The sequence below is a fragment of the Microbacterium sp. dk485 genome, assembly GCF_004570445.1.
Taxonomy (GTDB): domain Bacteria; phylum Actinomycetota; class Actinomycetes; order Actinomycetales; family Microbacteriaceae; genus Microbacterium; species Microbacterium wangchenii.
Map to the genome: position 1 here is coordinate 1792113 of NZ_SPQW01000001.1, position 15407 is coordinate 1807519.

A 15407-nucleotide genomic window follows, 5' to 3' on the forward strand; every position below is an offset into this window, starting at 1 on the left:
ATGAAGTGGAGTAAGAAAGGTCTCGGCATCGCCGTGCTCGGCGCATCCGCCGCGCTCGTGCTCGCCGGCTGCTCCTCCGACGGCGGCAACGCCGGCGGATCCGGCGGCGGCTCGGGCGACGACGGTTACAAGATCGCCTTCGTCCAGGGCGTCGCCGGCGACGAGTTCTACATCTCGATGGAGTGCGGCATCAAGGAGGCGGCCGAGGCTGCCGGGGCCACCGTCTCGGTGCAGGGCCCGGAGAAGTTCGACCCCACGCTGCAGAAGCCGCTCGTGGATTCCGTCGTGGCCTCCAAGCCCGACGCCCTCCTCGTGGCCCCGACCGACGTGACCGCGATGGCAGCGCCGATCCAGGCCGCCGCCGACGCCGGCATCAAGGTCGTCCTCGTCGACACGACGCTGGAAGACCCCTCGATGGCGGTCTCGCAGATCTCCAGCGACAACGAGGGCGGCGGCGCCGCGGCGTTCGACGCGATCAAGGAAGCCCACCCCGACGGAGGCAAGGTCCTGGTCGTCTCCATCGACCCGGGCATCTCGACCTCCGACGCGCGCGCGGCCGGGTTCGAGGCGGCTGCCGCGGAGGACGAGAACTTCGAGTTCCTCGGCATCCAGTACAGCCACAACGAGCCGGCCACCGCGGCCGAGATCGTCACGGCCGCGCTGCAGAAGGACCCCGACATCGTCGGCATCTTCGCCGCCAACCTGTTCGCCGCCGAGGGCACGGCCACCGGTGTGCAGCAGGCCGGCAAGACCGGTGACGTCACGATCGTCGGCTTCGACGCGGGTCCGGCCCAGGTCGAGCAGCTGCGGGGCGGCATCGTCCAGGCGCTCGTCGCCCAGGAGCCGGCCACCATCGGCAAGGACGGCGTCGAGCAGGCCATCGCGGCGCTCGAGGGCGAGACGGTCGAGGAGAAGATCCAGACCGGCTTCACCATCATCACGCAGGACAACATCGACGGCGAGGGCGCGGACGCCGCCTACCGTTCCTCCTGCTGATCCCCTCCGCGGTGGCCGGAGCCTTGTGCTCCGGCCACCGCGGTCATCCTCCCCGGACGGAGCATCATGAACTTCCCCGACCTGGCCGGCCGCACGGCCGTCATCACCGGCGGTGCGCGCGGCATCGGCTATTCGCTGGCCTCGGCGCTGGCCCGCCAGAGCGTGAACGTGGCCCTGCTCGACCTGCTGCCGGAGGTCGCCGACTCCGCCGCGCGTCTGGCCGACGAGCACGGCGTGCAGACCGCATCCGCCTTCGTCGACGTCACCGACCCGGTCTCGGTGGATGCGGCGTTCGCCGACGTCCGCGGGGAGCTCGGGGTTGCCGACATCCTCATCACCGCCGCCGGCATCACGATCTGGGGCGACTCGGCCGAGGTGGAGCCGGACACGTGGCGCAAGGTGATCGACGTGAACCTGAACGGCACGTTCTTCAGCACGCAGGCCTTCGCGCGCCCGCTGCTGGCCGAGGGCCGGGAAGGCTCGGCCATCCTCATCTCCTCGATGTCGGGTCGCGTCGTGAACGTGCCTCAGCATCAGGCGTCGTACAACGCCTCCAAGGCGGCCGTCGACCAGCTGACCAGCTCGCTCGCGGTCGAGTGGGCGCCCGCCCTGCGCGTGAACGCCATCGCGCCGGGCTACATCCTCTCGGACATGACACGCCAGTTCATCGACGCCAACCCCGACCTGGCCGCGCAGTGGATCTCCGCGATCCCCGCCGGACGCATGGGGGAGCCCGCCGACCTCGACGGCCTCGTGCTGCTGCTGGCCTCCTCGGCCTCGTCGTACCTGACCGGGCAGACGCTCGTGATCGACGGCGGCTACACGGCCATCTGACATGCCTGAGCCATCGCCGGCCGCGTTCGTCGCGGTCGACCTCGGTTCCGCCAGCGGCCGGGTCATGCTCGGAATCTTGGACGACGGCGCCCACCGCCTGTCGGTGCGGGAGGTCGCACGCTTCGCGAACCGCCCTGTGCCCCGCCCCGAGGGTCTCGCGTGGGACATCGACGCCCTGTGGGCCGATGTGCGGGACGGCCTGGCCCGGGCGTGCGCCGCGGCGGCGTCGGCGGGCGCCGCGGTACGCGGCATCGGCGTGGACTCGTGGGGCGTGGACTACGTGCGCCTCCGGCGCGACGGCCGGATGCGCCGCTTCGCGCGTCACCACCGCGACGTCGACGCGACCTTCGCCGCCGTCACGTCCGCGTCGCGGGATGCCGCGGCCGACTACGCCGTCACGGGCGTGCTGGACCAGACCATCAACACCGCCCATCAACTGCGGCAGGACGGGCGCGACGGCATCGGCGCGCCCGATGACACGATCGTGCTGATCGCCGACGCCTTCGTCCACCTGCTCACCGGCGCCGTCGCCGCCGAGCGTTCGCTCGCCTCCACGACGGCGCTCGTGGACCGCGCGCGGGACGCCTGGTCGCCCTCCTTGGTGGCCGGTCTCCCCGCCCGGCTGCCTCCGCTCGTGACGGCAGGGCACCGGGCCGGGTCGACCACGGCCGACGTCACCGCGCGCTTGGACCTGACCGAGCCGGTGCCGGTGTGGTTCGTGACCTCCCACGACACGGCCGCGGCGTTCTCCGCGGTCGTGGGGACGGCGGAGGGCGACGCGATCGAGGGCGTCGTCGCGTGCGGAAGCTGGGCGGTGGCCGGCGCCGCGATCGCCGAACCCGTGCTCACCGAAACCGCGCGCGCATGCGGTTTCACGCAGGAGACCGGCGCGGAGGGCGCGACGCTGCTGGTGAAGAATCTCAGCGGCATGTGGCTCCTTCAGCAGGTCACGCGCGAGTGGGCGACGCAGGACGGACTCGCCGAATGGCCGCTCGACCGCCTCGCGCAGCTCCTGGAGGATGCGGCGGCGTCGCGCTACGCCGGATGCTTCGACCCGGCCGATCCCGCGCTGGGCGCCCCCGGCGACCTCATCGACCGCCTCGCCGCCCGGTGCGCCGCCGACGTCGGCATCCCGCCGCAGACGCGCGGAGACCTCGCCCGCGCCATCCTCGCCAGCCTCGCGCGCGCCTATGCCCGCACCATGACCGAGATCCACCAGCTGACCGGCCGGCCCGTCGCGCGCATCCGCCTCGTCGGCGGCGGCTCGCGCGGAGACCTGCTGGCGGGCCTGACCGCAGCGGCCGCCGGCGTGCCGGTCACGGCGGGCCCGGCCGAGGCCTCGGTCCGCGGCATCCTCCTCCAGCTCGCCGTCGCCGCCGGGGCGCTCCCCGACCTCGCCGCCGCCCGCTCCCTCGACGTGGACGACGGCGAGCCGGCGCCGCGCGTCCATCCCGTCCCCGCGGCACCGCTTCCCGCTTCCCGCCCCGTCCCCGAAGGAGCCCCATGACCGACCCCGCCCGAGACGCCCTCGTGGATCTGTCGCGCCGACTGGGCGATCCGGCGTTCGACGCCGCGTTGCTGGGGGAGGGCAACACGTCGATGCGCGTGGCCGACGGGATGCTCGTGAAGGCCAGCGGAGCCGCCCTCGGCGCGGCACGGCACGACGACTTCGTCCCGCTGGCCTTCCGCGACGCGCTCGCCCTGATCGACGACGAGCACGCCGGTGACGACGAGGTCGACGCGCTGTTCTCCGCCATCGCCGCACGGGAGGGGCGACGGCCCTCCGTCGAGGCGCTGCTGCACGCCGTCGTGTACGAGGCCACCGATGCGTGCGTCGTCGCGCACAGTCATCCGACGGCGGTGAACGCGCTGCTGTGCTCGGAGGCCGCCGAGCTGCTCGTGGAGGGTGCACTCTTCCCCGACCAGATCGTCGTCCTCGGGGCGACGCCCCTGCTCGTGCCGTACATCGATCCGGGGGTGCGGCTCGCCCGGGAGGTGCGCACGCGTCTCACGCGGCACATCCGCGCGCACGGCGAGGCGCCGAAGGCCATCTACTTGCGCAACCATGGGATGTTCGCACTCGGTGCGAGCGCCGAGCAGGTTCTGGGCATCACGGCGATGGCCCAGAAGTGCGCGCGGGTGCTCATCGGCGCGGCCGCGGCCGGCGGCGTGCGTTTCATGCCCGCCGACGAAGTGGTCCGCATCGACACCCGTCCGGATGAGAAGTACCGGCGGGCGCTGCTGGCCGGAGAGGAGACCCGATGACCACGCTGACCGACAAGGTGGCGATCCTCACCGGCGCGAGCTCGGGGATCGGCCTGGCCACGGCCCACGCCCTGGTCGCGGAGGGGGTGCGCGTCGTGGCGGTGGCCCGCTCCGAAGAGCGGCTCGCCGAGCTCGCGACGAGCCTCGGCGACCGCGTCACCCCGTTCGCGGCGGATGTCGCCGACCCCGCCAGTGCGGAGCGCATCGTGGCGCACGCCCTGGACCGGCACGGGCGGGTGGACATCGTCCTGCCCAATGCGGGGATCTACGTCGGCGGCGACCTCGTGGCCACCGACCCCGCCGACATCGCCGCTCTCGTGGCCACCAACGTCACGGGCGTCATGACGCTGGTGCGCGCTGCGCTTCCCTGCCTGCTCGCGCAGGGATCCGGCGACATCCTCGTCACGAGCTCCGTGTCGGGGCACCAGGACATCGAGTGGGAGCCGGTGTACTCCGCCAGCAAGCACGCGGTGCAGTCCTTCGTGCACACCGTCCGGCGCCAGACCGCCGAAACCGGCGTGCGCGTCGGAGCGATCGCGCCGGGCGTCGTGCTCAATCCGCTGTGGGGCTTCGCGCACGGCTCGCCGGAGGAGGCCGCCCGCATCGAGGAGCGCACCGGCATCCGCTCCGCCGACGTCGCCGACGCCATCGTGTTCATGCTCACCCGCCCCGCCCACGTCGTCGTACGCGACCTCGTCCTCCTGCCCACCGGGCAGCCGATCTGATGGCCTGGCCCACCGGCCGCATGGCTGCCCTCGTCTTCACCGCTCCCGGCGTCGCGCAGTGGCGTGAGGTCGGCATCCCCGAAGCCCGGGAGGGTCACGTGCTCGTCCGGGTCGAGCGCGTCGGGATCTGCGGCACCGACCTGGCACTGCTGGACGGATCGATGGGATACCTCGAATCCGGCCTCACGCGCTACCCCCTCCGCCCCGGCCACGAATGGTGCGGCACCGTCGCCGCCGTGGAGGGCGACGTCGCGGGCATCGCCGTCGGGGACCGCGTCGTGGGCGAGCCGTTCCTCAGCTGCGGACGATGCGCGCTGTGCCGCGCCGGCCGCCGCGACCAGTGCCCGCACCGCGACGAGATCGGGGTCCGCGGAGACGCGCCGGGGACGGCCGCGCAGTACGTCGCGGTACCCGCCGAGAACCTCGCGGTCGTGCCGGCAGGCCTCGACCCCTCGACGGCAGTGCTCGCCGAACCGCTCGTCACCGTGCTCCACGCCCTCTCGGCCGTGCGGCTGGAAGCCGGCGAATCGCTCGGGGTCATCGGCGCCGGCACCCTCGGGATGCTGGCCGCCCAGGTCGCGCGCGCCGCCGGCGCCGCCGTGACCGTGTACTCCCGTGGCGACCGAGCCGAGCGCGCGCAGGCGTGCGGCGCGGCTTTCGTCCGCAGCGCCGACGCCGCCGCCGACCGCCACGACGCCGTCATCGAGGCCTCTGGCGGGGAGGGCACCGTCGGGCTCGCGGTGCGACTGGCCCGTCCCGCCGGGCGGGTCACGCTCGTCGGGGTCCCGGGGTCGCCCGAACCGCTGGATGCCATGCCGATCGTCGTCAAGGGGCTGCAGGTGACCGGCGTCCTGGGTGGCATCCCGTTCCTCCACCGTGCTGTGCGGCTGCTCGCCGACGGCGTCGTGAACCCCGATGCCGTCATCGACCGCGTCCTCCCGGCCGCGCGAGCCGTCGAGGCGCTGGACCTGCTCGCCGGCGGGAGCACGCGGCGCCCCAAGATCCTGCTCGACTTCCAGCTCGACACCGCGGACGTGGCATCCGTCGCCTTCGCCGGCGGCGCTGAGGGAACAGGAGACGCGGCATGACCGTGCCCACCGTGCATGTGGACGAGCTCGTGGAGCGCGCGCGGCAGCTCGCCGCCGGTGGCCGGCGCGTTCTGCTCGGTATCGCGGGAGCGCCGGGGGCCGGCAAGAGCGTCCTCTCGGACGCGCTGCTGGCCGCCCTCGGGCCCGACGCGGTGCTCGTGGGGATGGATGCCTTCCACCTCGCCGATACCGAACTCGCGCGCCTGGGCCGGGGTGAGCGGAAGGGCGCCCCCGACACCTTCGACGTCGACGGGTACGTCGCGACGCTCGAGCGCATCCGGGCCCGCGACCGGGCCGTCTACGCGCCCGTGTTCGACCGTTCGCTGGAAGCGGCTGTCGCCGGATCCGTCCGCGTGGACCCGGAGGTGCCTCTCGTGCTCACCGAGGGGAACTACCTCCTGCTCGATTCCGCCGGGTGGGAGCGGGTACGCCCGTGCCTGGACGAGGTGTGGTTCGTCCAGCCGGACGAGGCCTCGCGCCGGCAGTGGCTCATCGCGCGCCACGAGAGCTACGGCCGCGACCCGGCAGCGGCGCGCGCGTGGGCGCTGGGCACCGATCAGCGCAACGCCGAACTCGTCCAGACCACCGCGCACCGCGCCGATCGCGTCTTCGCGGTCGACTACCGAAGGGACGTCCGCGCATGACGCTGGCGAACATGTCCACCCTCCTCGCCGAGCACCGTGCCGTCGGCGCGTTCAACTTCGTGCAGCTCGAGCTCGCCCAGGCGATCGTCGCCGGCGCCGAGGAGGCCGGCACGGGGGTCGTGCTGCAGCTGTCGCAGAATGCCGTCCGCTTCCACGGCGCCCTGGCCCCCGCCGCATCCGCCGCGCTCGCCCTCGCCCGCGGCGCCCGGGTTCCGGTCGTCGTGCACCTGGACCATGCCACCGACGAAGAGCTCGTGGATGCCGCCCTGGCCGCAGGCGTGCGCTCGGTGATGTTCGACGGCGCCCACCTCCCCGACGACGAGAACGTCGCACGCACGCGGGCCGTCGCCGACCGCGCGCACACGGCCGGCGCGTGGGTGGAGGCGGAGCTGGGCGAAGTCGGCGGAAAGGGCGGTGCCCACACGCCCGGAGTCCGCACCGACGTCGAGGACGCCGCGGCCTTCGTCGCCGCCACCGGCGTCGACGCGCTCGCGGTCGCGGTGGGCAGTTCGCACGCCATGACCGAGCGCGCCGCGGCGCTGGACGAAGGCCTCATCTCCCGCCTCGCCGCACGGGTGCCGGTGCCGCTCGTGCTGCACGGCTCCAGTGGCGTGCCCGACGCGGGCATCGACGGCGCGATCGGCGCCGGCATGCGCAAGATCAACATCGGCACCCACCTGAACGTCGTCTTCACCGGCGCGGTGCGAGAGGCGCTCGCCGCCGACCCGGCGGTCGTGGATCCGCGCACCTACGTGCGCCCCGCCCGCGACGCCGTCGCGCGGGAAGTCGCGCGGATGCTGCGGCTGATCGTCGGCGGCACGGGCGAGGGCCGCGCATGACCGCGCGGCCGCCGCGCCGGGGTGTCGTCACGCTGACGCCCGCCGGTGCCATCGATGCGACCTACCTGGTCGACGGCTTCGCCCGGGGCGACCTCATCCGCGCCTCCGAGTACGCCCGCGAGGTCAGCGGCAAGGGCGTCAACCTCTCCGCCGCCCTGGACCTCGCCGGCGTCCCCACCGCGGCCGTCGTGGTCCTCGGGCACGACGACCTCGCGTTCGCCGGGCATTCCCCCCACGCCGGGATGCTGCGGATCGTCCCGGTGCCTGGTGCCACGCGCGTGAACACCGCGATCGTCGACGCCGACGGCGCCACCACGAAGGTCAACGCCCCCACGCCGCCGCTGTCGGCGGACGCGTGGGCGCAGGCGACCGACACCGCCCTCAGCGAGGCCGCCGCATCCGGGGCCGAGTGGCTCGTGCTGTGCGGTTCGCTGCCGGTGCTGGCCGGCACGGGGCGACCCGTGGATGCGACGGAGCTGTTCACCCGCGCGCGGGAGCGCGGCATCCGCGTCGCGGTGGACACCAGCGGCACCGGCCTCGCCCGCGCCCTCGGGGCCACGCCCGACCTCGACCTCATCAAGCCGAACACCGCCGAGCTGGCCGAGCTGACCGGCCGTGCGCTCGTCACGGTGGGCGACGTCGTCGCCGCCGCGCGCACGCTCATCGACCGAGGACTCCGGCTGGCGTACGTCAGCATGGGCGCCGACGGCGCGCTCGCCGTCTCGGCCGACGAGGTCGTGCACGCCCACGCCCGCCCTCGGCGTCTGGGTAACACCGCCGGCGCCGGCGACGCGTCGCTGGCCGGGTTCCTCGTGGGGCTCGCGGACGGCGGCTCGGCGCCGCTGGAATCCGCCGTCGCCCATGCCGCCGCGTGGGGTGCGCACGCCGTGGCGCAGACCACCACGGTGCTCCCGGGGCTGGGCGGGCTGCCCGAGGCCGTCGTCACCGTCGCGCCCGACCCGGCCACCGCGCTGTCGGAGCCGGCGGGGGGCGCCTGACCGCTCCCGCGGGGTGGGCGCGGCGCCCTGGCGGCGCCGTGCGGGCCTGGCTGCGCCGCCGCGGGGTGCATTGACAGACCAGCGTGCAGGGGGCACCATGGAAGCGAGCAAGTCACCGGTGTCATGGCTGAATTCCCGGGGTTTTCTTGCAGCAGCGAACGGAAGAGGACACCGCATGAACGCACTGACCACCGCCGAGCGACGCGGCATGCAGGGCATCTCCACGGCGGCCGGGAACATGCTCATCGTCGCAGCCGACCAGCGCAACGGCATGAAGGCGGCGATCCTCGATGCACCGGACGGGTCCGCAGCGATCACGAAGGCCGAGCTGGCGGAGGTCAAGGCAGACCTCGTGCGGCACCTCGCCAACCACGCCCCCGCCATCCTGCTCGACCCCGAGGTCGCCCTGCCGGCCATCGTCGACGACGGTGTCCTCGCCCGGGACACGGCGCTCGTGGTCGGGCTCGACGCATCCGGGTTCGAGGAGGTCGACGGGCTCCGCTACACGAAGTACGTCGACGGGGTCACCCCCGCAACCGTCCGCGCACTCGGCGGCGACGTCGCCAAGATGCTCTGGTACACCCGGCCCGACCGGCAGGACACCGCCTCCCGCGTCGCGCACGAGATCCGCGAGCTGGTCGCGGCGTGCGAGGCGGAGGGCGTGCTGCTCATCGTGGAGCTGCTGACCTACCAGCTGCCGGGGGAGAGCGACGAGGAGTACGCGGCATCCTTCGCCTCGCTCGTCGCCGACGGGGCAGCCCTCGCCGTGGCGTGCGGCGCGAAGGTGCTCAAGCTGCAGTATCCCGGCAGCGCCGAGGCGTGCGCCGCGGTCACGGCCGCGGCGCAAGGGGTGCCGTGGGCGGTGCTGTCCGCGGGAGTGGACCACGAGAGTTTCATCAACCAGGTGCGCACGGCGATGTCGGCCGGGGCAGCGGGTGCCATGGCAGGCCGGTCGCTCTGGAAGGACAGCCTGTCGATCTCGGCCGATACCCGTGCGCACCTGCTCACCGAGCGGGCCCTCGTCCGCCTCCACGAGCTAGCCGCCGCCGTCGACGGCCGCTGAAATCCGACGATCCGGCCCGGTCGGATGGAAGGATGACGGCGTGACGACGATGCGAGACGTGGCCGCGCGGGCCGGGGTCAGTGCGAAGACGGTCTCCCGGGTCTTCAACGACGATCCGCATGTGCTCCCGCACACGCGCGAGCGCGTGCAGCGCGTCATGCGCGAGCTCAACTACGTTCCGAATGTGCTGGCCACGACCTTCCGCGCCGGGCGCTCGTCGGTGATCGGGGTCGCGGTGCCCGACATCGTGGACCCGTTCTTCGCCGCGATCGCGCGGGCGGTGGACGATGTCGCACGGCATGCCGGGATGTCCACGCTCGTGACGAGCCTGGGCGACGACCCCGCCGATGAGCGCGCCACCATCGAGTCGCTCCTCGGGCGCAAGCTGTCCGGCCTCATCGTGGCGCCCGTCGGCGACGATCAGGCCTACCTCGAGCGGTGGCAGGAGTCCACCCCGATCGTGTGCGTCGACCGCGCCCCCACCGGGATCCGGGCCGATACCTTCACCGCCGACGATGAGGCGGGGGCGTATGCGGCCACGACGCATATGCTCGGGCATGGGCACCGGCGCATCGCCTACCTCGGCGATGTGCTCGGGCGCTCCACCGAGCGCGCGCGGCTGGAAGGATGGCGCCGCGCGCTCATCGATGCCGGATCGCCGGTCGACGACGCCCTGATCTCCGCCGATGTGGCCGATCCGGCGGCGGCGCAGCGCGAGGTCGCGCGTGTGCTCGGGCTGGATGATCCGGCCACGGCGATCTTCTCCTCGAATGCGCGGACGACGATGGCGCTGGTGCGCGGCATGCGCGACGATCACGTGCCGCTGGTCGGCTTCGGCGACTTCCCCCTGGCCGATCTCCTGCGCCCGGCGATCACCGTCATCGACCAGAGTCCCGACCGGCTCGGGCGGTTGGCCGCCGAGCGCGTGCTGTCGCGGCTGTCCGCGCCCGCCGGCGATCCCGAGCGCGCCGTCGTGGACGTCACCCTCGTCGAGCGCGACTCCTGCCGCTAACCCCCGCCCCGGTTTCGCGCCTGTTCGGCGCATCCGCGCCACATCGTTACGGCGCGGATGCGCGGAACAGGCGCGGACGTGGGGCGCGGGAAGCGGGGCGCGGACGCGGGAGGCACCTCGGCGCAGGGGCGTGCCGCCGGCTCAGCGGGGGGTGTGGCGGCGGGGGCGGAAGGCGGCGGCGACGGCTGCGCGCAGCGTCTCCAGCGGAGCATCCGTGCCGAACCACCCGTGCGCGCGGGCCTGGACGAGCACATTGCCCAGCGCGGTGGCCTCCACCGGCCCGGCCAGGACCGGCAGCCCGGAGCGGTCGGCGGTGGCCTGGCACAGCAGCTCGTTGAGGGCGCCGCCGCCGACGATGTGGATGCTGTCGACCTCGCGGTCGGCCAGGTACCCCGCCGTGCGCACGGCGTCGGCGAAGGCGGCCGCGATGCTCTCCACGATCACCCGGGCGAACGCGGCCCTGCCCTCGGGCACCGCGCCTCCGGCCGCGCGCAGCACGGCCGCGATCCGGCCCGGCATGTCGCCCGGGGCCGACAGCGACGGATCGTTCGCGTCGAAGACCACGGCGGGCGCATCCGTCCGCGCCGCCGCGGCGAGGAGATCCGGCAGGTTCACCGGCGCACCGTCCTCCTGCTCCCACGCGCGGACGGTTTCACTGAGCAGCCACAGCCCCGTCACGTTGTGCAGGAACCGCACGCGTCCGTCCACGCCGAGCTCGTTCGTGAAGTTCGCCTCGCGGGCGGCGTCCGTCACGATGGGGGCGTCGAGCTCGAGGCCGACGAGTCCCCACGTCCCGCACGAGATGTACGCCGCGTTCGGCGACGACAGCGGCACCGCGACAACCGCGGAGGCGGTGTCGTGCGAGCCGACGGTCACGACCTCCAGGGGAGCGCCGATGCGGCCCGCCACAGCCGGGGTGAGGGCGCCGACGCGCGTCCCCGGGTCGACCAGCGGCGGAAGGATGTGCGCGGGGATGCCGAGGCGTGCCGCGAGCGGAAGGTCCCACTCGCCGGTGCGCACGTCGAGCAGGCCCGTCGTCGAGGCGTTCGTGCGTTCGGCGATCCGCTCCCCGGTGAGGAGGTACGCGACGAGGTCGGGGATGAGCAGCGCCGTCTCCGCCTCGTCCAGGCGTGCCTCGGCGGCGAACTGGTACAGCGTGTTGAACGTCAGGTGCTGCAGGCCGTTGTGCTGGTAGAGGTCGGCGAAGGGCACCCGGGCGTGGACGGATGCGACGCCCTCGGCCGTGCGCTCATCCCGGTAGTGGAACGGCTCGGCCAGGAGCGCGCCGCCTCGCAGCAGGCCGTAGTCCACCGCCCACGAGTCGATGCCGATACTGGCCACGCCCGGCTCGGTGCGCACCGCATCCGCCAGGCCCGTCACGACGTGACCGAACAGCGCATCGAAGTCCCAGTGCCAGCCGTCGCCGCGCTCGACGGGCCCGTTGGGGAACCGGGCGACCGGCTCGAGGGCGAGCAGCCCCGGCCCGACCCGCCCGATCATGACGCGGCCGCTCGTGGCCCCGAGGTCGACCGCGGCGACCGCGCCCGACGCGGCCGACCCGGGGGTGGTCATCGCAGGAACGCGGCCGCGACGCCGGAGTCCACGGGCACGTGCAGGCCGGTCGTGCGCGACAGCTCGGGGCCGGTGAGCACGAACACGGCGTCGGCGACGTTCTCGGGCACGACCTCGCGCTTGAGGATGGTGCGGTTGGCGTAGAACTGGCCGAGGTCCTCTTCCTTCACGCCGTACGTCGCGGCGCGGTTCGCGCCCCAGCCGGAGGCGAAGATGCCCGAGCCGCGGACGACGCCGTCGGGGTTGATGCCGTTCACGCGCACGCCGTATTCGCCGAGCTCGACCGCCAGCAGACGCACCTGGTGAGCCTGGTCGGCCTTGGTCGCGGAGTACGCGATGTTGTTCGGGCCGGCGAAGACGGAGTTCTTCGACGAGATGTAGATGATGTCGCCGCCCATGCCCTGCTCGATGAGGGCCTTGGCGGCGGTCTTCGACACGAAGAACGACCCCTTCGCCATCACGTCGTGCTGCAGGTCCCAGTCCTTCTCGGTGGTCTCCAGCAGCGGCTTCGACAGCGAGAGCCCCGCGTTGTTCACGACGAGGTCGATGCCGCCGAACGCCAGCAGCGTCGCGTCGATCGCGGCCTGCACCGCGTCGGCGTCGGCGACGTTGGCCGCGATGCCGATCGCGACGTCCGTGTTCCCGAGCTCGGCCGCCGCCGCCTGCGCCTTCTCCAGGTCGAGATCGGCGACGACGACGCACGCGCCCTCGGCCGCCAGGCGCGTCGCGATCGCCTTGCCGATGCCGGATGCGGCGCCGGTGACGAAGGCGATGCGGCCCTGGTGCGACTTCGGCTTCGGCATCCGCTGGAGCTTGGCCTCCTCCAGCGCCCAGTACTCGATGCGGAACTTCTCCGCATCGGAGATCGGGGTGTAGGTGGACAGGGCTTCCGCGCCGCGCATCACGTGGATCGCGTTGACGTAGAACTCCCCGGCCACGCGCGCGGTCTGCTTGTTCGCGCCGTAGGAGAACATGCCCACGCCCGGGATCAGCACGATGAGCGGGTCGGCGCCGCGCATGGCCGGCGAGTCCGCATCCGCGTGCGCGTCGTAGTACGCCTGGTAGTCGGCGCGGTACTGCGCGTGCAGCTCCTTGAGCCGCGCGATGGCGTCCTCCACCGACGCGTCGGCGGGCAGGTCGAGCAGCATCGGCTTGACCTTGGTGCGCAGGAAGTGGTCGGGGCAGCTCGTGCCCAGCTCCGCGAGGTGAGGGGCCTTCTCCCGGGCGAGGAACTCCAGCACGTCGTCGGAGTCGGTGAAGTGCCCGACCATCGGCTTGTCGGTGGAGGCCAGGCCCCGGATGGTGGGGGCCAGCGCCGCCGCCTTCGCGCGCCGCTCGGCCTCCGGGAGCGCCTCGAAACCGGCGCGCACGCCGCCGAAGGGCTCGGCCGCGCCGTGCTCGTCGATGTAGGCCTGCGCCGTCTGGATGATCCACAGCGAGTTCGCCTCGGCCTCATCCGACGTGTCGCCCCACGCGGTGATGCCGTGCCCGCCGAGGATGCAGCCGACCGCCTCCGGGTTCTGCTCCTTGATCGCGGCGATGTCGAGCCCCAGCTGGAAGCCGGGCCGCCGCCACGGCACCCACACGACCTTCTCTCCGAAGATCTTGGCGGTCAGCTCTTCGCCGTCGGCGGCCGTCGCGATGGCGATGCCGGCATCGGGATGCAGGTGGTCCACGTGCGCCGCATCCACCAGGCCGTGCATCGCGGTGTCGATCGAGGGAGCCGCGCCGCCCTTGCCGTGCAGGCAGTAGTCGAACGCCGCGACCATCTCGTCCTCGCGCTCGATCCCGGGGTAGACGTCCACGAGCGCGCGCATGCGGTCCAGACGGAGGACGGCGAGCCCCTTCTCCGTGAGCGTGCCGAGGTCGCCGCCGGAGCCCTTCACCCACAGCAGCTCGACGGGCTCGCCGGTGACCGGGTCGGTGTCGGTGCCCTTGGCGGAGGTGTTCCCGCCGGCGTAGTTGGTGTTCTTAGGGTCGGCGCCCAGGCGATTGCTGCGGGCGATGAGGGATGCGGCGGTGGGGTTGGTCATATCGATGTTCCTTCGGGGAGGATGCGGGATTCAGAGATTGCCGGGCACCTCGGCGGAGAGCGGGACGCGCTCACCGTAGCGTTCGCGTTCGATCTCCTCGAGCGACTTGCCCTCGGTGGACGGAGCCCAGATGGTGCCGATCAGCAGGGCGGCGACCAGGAGACCGAGGATGATCACGCCCAGGCCCGGCAGGCCGAGCTGGGTGAGGAGCAACGGGAAGACCAGGCTCAGCACGCCGACCATGACACGCGCCAGCATGAACAGCATGCCCTGTGCGCTGGCACGGTATCGGGTGGCGAAGAGTTCGGCCGTCCACAGTCCGTAGAACGCCTGCGCTCCGACACCGGCCGAGATACCCCACGCCACGGCGAAGAACAGCAGCGAGAACAGTCCGGGCGGGGCGTAGATGAGTACGGCCCACGCGACCACCCCGAGAGCGGCGCCGCCGAAGTACAGCCAGCGGCGGCTGACCCGGTCGCCGTACCGCATGAACCCGGCCCACGTGGCCAGGGCGGTCAGCGACCACACCAGCACCTGCAGGAGGTTCTGCTGCGTGGCGTCCTCGAGGCCGGCGGCCGCGTAGACCCGCGGCTGGAAGATGCCCGCCTGTCCGGCGACGGTGTTCCACAGCCCGTAGACGCCGAGCAGGAACAGCAGCGCGCCGTAGTTGCGGCGGTCGCGCAGCAGGCCCGCGATGCCGGAGAAGAACGAGATCTTCTCGCCGCCCGCGCGCTCGTACTCGCGCTGCTCCTTCCAGCGGCGCGACTCCGGGAGGCCCCGGCGCACCCACCACGTGATCGCGGCGATGACGAACAGGTGCAGGAAGATGATGCGTGAGCCCCACAGGCCCAGCGGGCCGACGATCACGGCGAGCAGGAACCCGATCGCCGGGCCGATCGACCACGCCAGCTGCGCGGTGCCCACGTGGGCTGCGCGGTGCTCGTCCGGCGCCTCCTCCGCGATGTAGGTCCAGGATGCGGGCACTCCGGCACCCACGGCGATGCCCATCAGGATGACGCCGATCAAGAGCATCACGACGTTGCCGGAGAAGGCGACGACCAGTGCGCCGATCATGAAGACGATGAGGTCGTAGGTGTAGATGAACTTCCGGCCCAGGCGGTCGCACAGGGGACCGCCGATGGCGGCGCCGATCGCCGCACCGAAGGCGTTCGCCGAGAGGGCGGCGACGATACCGACGACGCCGTCGTCGAATCCGAACGCCTCCTGCCACAGCGACAGGCTCGTCGCCAGCGCGATGATCGCCCCGGCCTCGATGTAGTTGGACATGGCGACGGCGATGGTCGCCTTCCATGCGGTCAATGGACGTCGGTTGCCCAT

Annotated in this window: 14 protein-coding genes; 11 read left to right on the forward strand and 3 right to left on the reverse strand. The window is 72.9% G+C overall.

What is annotated here, in order from left to right:
* The 11 genes from E4V99_RS08415 (at position 1) to E4V99_RS08465 (ending at position 10464) form a co-directional block, all read left to right on the forward strand.
* Entirely contained in the window at positions 1-996 is a 996-nt protein-coding gene (locus E4V99_RS08415; protein ID WP_135069544.1) for an ABC transporter substrate-binding protein, read from the forward strand.
* 66 nt (positions 997-1062) lie between these two features.
* Entirely contained in the window at positions 1063-1830 is a 768-nt protein-coding gene (locus E4V99_RS08420) for an SDR family oxidoreductase (RefSeq protein WP_135116933.1), read from the forward strand.
* 1 nt (position 1831) lies between these two features.
* Positions 1832-3337: an FGGY-family carbohydrate kinase gene (locus E4V99_RS08425; RefSeq protein WP_135116935.1), complete on the forward strand. Its 1506-nt coding sequence runs from the start codon at positions 1832-1834 to the stop codon at positions 3335-3337.
* A complete protein-coding gene (locus tag E4V99_RS08430; protein WP_135069535.1) occupies positions 3334-4095 on the forward strand; it encodes a class II aldolase/adducin family protein in 762 nt (253 codons plus the stop codon). The genes E4V99_RS08425 and E4V99_RS08430 overlap by 4 nt, the downstream gene beginning before the upstream one ends.
* The gene (locus E4V99_RS08435; RefSeq protein WP_135069532.1) at positions 4092-4820 is read left to right on the forward strand and encodes an SDR family oxidoreductase; all 729 of its coding nucleotides are present in this window, start codon (positions 4092-4094) and stop codon (positions 4818-4820) included. Before E4V99_RS08430 ends, E4V99_RS08435 begins: the two co-directional genes overlap by 4 nt.
* On the forward strand, positions 4820-5908 hold the full coding sequence (locus E4V99_RS08440; protein ID WP_135116937.1) for an alcohol dehydrogenase catalytic domain-containing protein: 1089 nt from the start codon (positions 4820-4822) through the stop codon (positions 5906-5908). Before E4V99_RS08435 ends, E4V99_RS08440 begins: the two co-directional genes overlap by 1 nt.
* Positions 5905-6552 (forward strand): nucleoside/nucleotide kinase family protein, encoded by a 648-nt coding sequence (locus E4V99_RS08445; RefSeq protein WP_135116938.1) that lies wholly within the window; start codon positions 5905-5907, stop codon positions 6550-6552. Before E4V99_RS08440 ends, E4V99_RS08445 begins: the two co-directional genes overlap by 4 nt.
* Positions 6553-6563: 11 nt before the next feature.
* Positions 6564-7391: a class II fructose-bisphosphate aldolase gene (locus E4V99_RS08450; RefSeq protein WP_245233141.1), complete on the forward strand. Its 828-nt coding sequence runs from the start codon at positions 6564-6566 to the stop codon at positions 7389-7391.
* Positions 7388-8389: a hexose kinase gene (locus E4V99_RS08455; protein WP_135116940.1), complete on the forward strand. Its 1002-nt coding sequence runs from the start codon at positions 7388-7390 to the stop codon at positions 8387-8389. The genes E4V99_RS08450 and E4V99_RS08455 overlap by 4 nt, the downstream gene beginning before the upstream one ends.
* A 175-nt stretch (positions 8390-8564) precedes the next feature.
* On the forward strand, positions 8565-9452 hold the full coding sequence (locus E4V99_RS08460) for a tagatose-bisphosphate aldolase (RefSeq protein ID WP_135069518.1): 888 nt from the start codon (positions 8565-8567) through the stop codon (positions 9450-9452).
* Positions 9453-9501: 49 nt separating this feature from the next.
* Positions 9502-10464, forward strand: coding sequence for a LacI family DNA-binding transcriptional regulator (locus E4V99_RS08465; RefSeq protein WP_135117250.1), 963 nt, complete (start codon positions 9502-9504; stop codon positions 10462-10464).
* Positions 10465-10605: 141 nt separating this feature from the next.
* Here the strand turns inward: E4V99_RS08465 and E4V99_RS08470 are convergent, their stop codons facing one another.
* Genes E4V99_RS08470 through E4V99_RS08480 form a run of 3 tightly spaced genes read right to left on the reverse strand, consistent with a single transcriptional unit; the run spans position 10606 to position 15407 of the window.
* Positions 10606-12036: a rhamnulokinase family protein gene (locus E4V99_RS08470; protein ID WP_135116941.1), complete on the reverse strand. Its 1431-nt coding sequence runs from the start codon at positions 12034-12036 to the stop codon at positions 10606-10608.
* Entirely contained in the window at positions 12033-14069 is a 2037-nt protein-coding gene (locus tag E4V99_RS08475; RefSeq protein WP_135116943.1) for a bifunctional aldolase/short-chain dehydrogenase, read from the reverse strand. The genes E4V99_RS08470 and E4V99_RS08475 overlap by 4 nt, the downstream gene beginning before the upstream one ends.
* Positions 14070-14099: 30 nt before the next feature.
* The gene (locus E4V99_RS08480) at positions 14100-15407 is read right to left on the reverse strand and encodes an MFS transporter (protein WP_205805810.1); all 1308 of its coding nucleotides are present in this window, start codon (positions 15405-15407) and stop codon (positions 14100-14102) included.

What these genes read in the sequence shown, in the direction of transcription:
- E4V99_RS08415 (WP_135069544.1), top strand. Translation starts at nt 1, where the DNA reads ATGAAGTGGAGTAAGAAAGGTCTCGGCATCGCCGTGCTCGGCGCATCC.
- E4V99_RS08420 (WP_135116933.1), top strand. Translation starts at nt 1,063, where the DNA reads ATGAACTTCCCCGACCTGGCCGGCCGCACGGCCGTCATCACCGGCGGT.
- E4V99_RS08425 (WP_135116935.1), top strand. Translation starts at nt 1,832, where the DNA reads ATGCCTGAGCCATCGCCGGCCGCGTTCGTCGCGGTCGACCTCGGTTCC.
- E4V99_RS08430 (WP_135069535.1), top strand. Translation starts at nt 3,334, where the DNA reads ATGACCGACCCCGCCCGAGACGCCCTCGTGGATCTGTCGCGCCGACTG.
- E4V99_RS08435 (WP_135069532.1), top strand. Translation starts at nt 4,092, where the DNA reads ATGACCACGCTGACCGACAAGGTGGCGATCCTCACCGGCGCGAGCTCG.
- E4V99_RS08440 (WP_135116937.1), top strand. Translation starts at nt 4,820, where the DNA reads ATGGCCTGGCCCACCGGCCGCATGGCTGCCCTCGTCTTCACCGCTCCC.
- E4V99_RS08445 (WP_135116938.1), top strand. Translation starts at nt 5,905, where the DNA reads ATGACCGTGCCCACCGTGCATGTGGACGAGCTCGTGGAGCGCGCGCGG.
- E4V99_RS08450 (WP_245233141.1), top strand. Translation starts at nt 6,564, where the DNA reads ATGTCCACCCTCCTCGCCGAGCACCGTGCCGTCGGCGCGTTCAACTTC.
- E4V99_RS08455 (WP_135116940.1), top strand. Translation starts at nt 7,388, where the DNA reads ATGACCGCGCGGCCGCCGCGCCGGGGTGTCGTCACGCTGACGCCCGCC.
- E4V99_RS08460 (WP_135069518.1), top strand. Translation starts at nt 8,565, where the DNA reads ATGAACGCACTGACCACCGCCGAGCGACGCGGCATGCAGGGCATCTCC.
- E4V99_RS08465 (WP_135117250.1), top strand. Translation starts at nt 9,502, where the DNA reads ATGCGAGACGTGGCCGCGCGGGCCGGGGTCAGTGCGAAGACGGTCTCC.
- E4V99_RS08470 (WP_135116941.1), bottom strand. Translation starts at nt 12,036, where the DNA reads ATGACCACCCCCGGGTCGGCCGCGTCGGGCGCGGTCGCCGCGGTCGAC.
- E4V99_RS08475 (WP_135116943.1), bottom strand. Translation starts at nt 14,069, where the DNA reads ATGACCAACCCCACCGCCGCATCCCTCATCGCCCGCAGCAATCGCCTG.
- E4V99_RS08480 (WP_205805810.1), bottom strand. Translation starts at nt 15,407, where the DNA reads ATGGGCAACCGACGTCCATTGACCGCATGGAAGGCGACCATCGCCGTC.